Source organism: Agromyces humi (genome assembly GCF_009720255.1).
Classification (GTDB): Bacteria; Actinomycetota; Actinomycetes; order Actinomycetales; family Microbacteriaceae; genus Agromyces; species Agromyces humi.
The window spans coordinates 1-802 of record NZ_WJSP02000708.1 but is presented as its reverse complement, the minus strand read 5'-3'; the positions used below and the strand labels follow the sequence as shown (position 1 = coordinate 802).

Below are 802 nucleotides of genomic sequence, written 5' to 3'. Positions count from 1 at the left end.
CGAGGCCCTTGTTCTCGGCCTGCAGCGCCTCGATCCGCTCGTCGAGGCCCTTGCGCGCCTCGACGTACTTCGAGGCGAGCGTCTCGACGACCTCGTTCTCCTTGTCCTTCACCTCGCTCTCGAGCGCGGGCCCGCTCTCGCGGCGCGAGACCCTCTTGCGTCGGCGGATCGTCCGCGCGGGCCTGCCAGAACCCGAAGTGGCGTTCGTCGTCCGCGATGCGCGGCTCGCCGGGTTCGAGCCGACGGTCGACCTCGCCTATCCCGCGCACCGCATCGCGATCGAGTACGAGGGCGACCACCACCGCGCGCCGCTGCAGTTCCGGCGCGACATCCGTCGGTACGAGCGACTGCAGGACGTCGGCTGGGTGGTGATCCGGGTGAGTGCGATCGACGTGCCGGATGGCGAGCTTGAGGGATCCGAGGAGACCATCGAGCGCATCGCCGCGCGACTGCGGTTGCGGGGCTGGCGCGGGTGAGCTGCCCTCGGGATCTGCTGGGCGCCACGGCAGGGTATGACCGCGGCGAAGCCGGCGCACGTGTCCAGCAGATGCACGACGTCACGCGATTGGCGTTCGAGTCAAGGTGACTGTAAGCTGATCCCAGCACTTCAGGTCAGACTGACTCTAAGGTGCTCCGGTCGAGAGGGGGCAGCGGATGTCGCAGCAGCACGATCGCGGCGCGCAGGCACGGCTCGCCGTCTCGACGGTCATCTTCGCGCTGAGCCCCGACGCGGGCGCAGCCTCGCCGAGCCTGCGCATCCCGCTCGTGCGACGGCTCCGCGAACCGGGCGCCGGTCGCTGGG

Annotated in this window: 1 protein-coding gene; it reads left to right on the top strand. The window is 70.2% G+C overall.

Features of this window, described 5'->3' with window-relative positions:
- Positions 1-197: 197 nt before the first annotated feature.
- On the top strand, positions 198-476 hold the full coding sequence (locus GH736_RS23700) for an endonuclease domain-containing protein (RefSeq protein WP_159607538.1): 279 nt from the start codon (positions 198-200) through the stop codon (positions 474-476).
- Positions 477-802 lie beyond the last annotated feature (326 nt).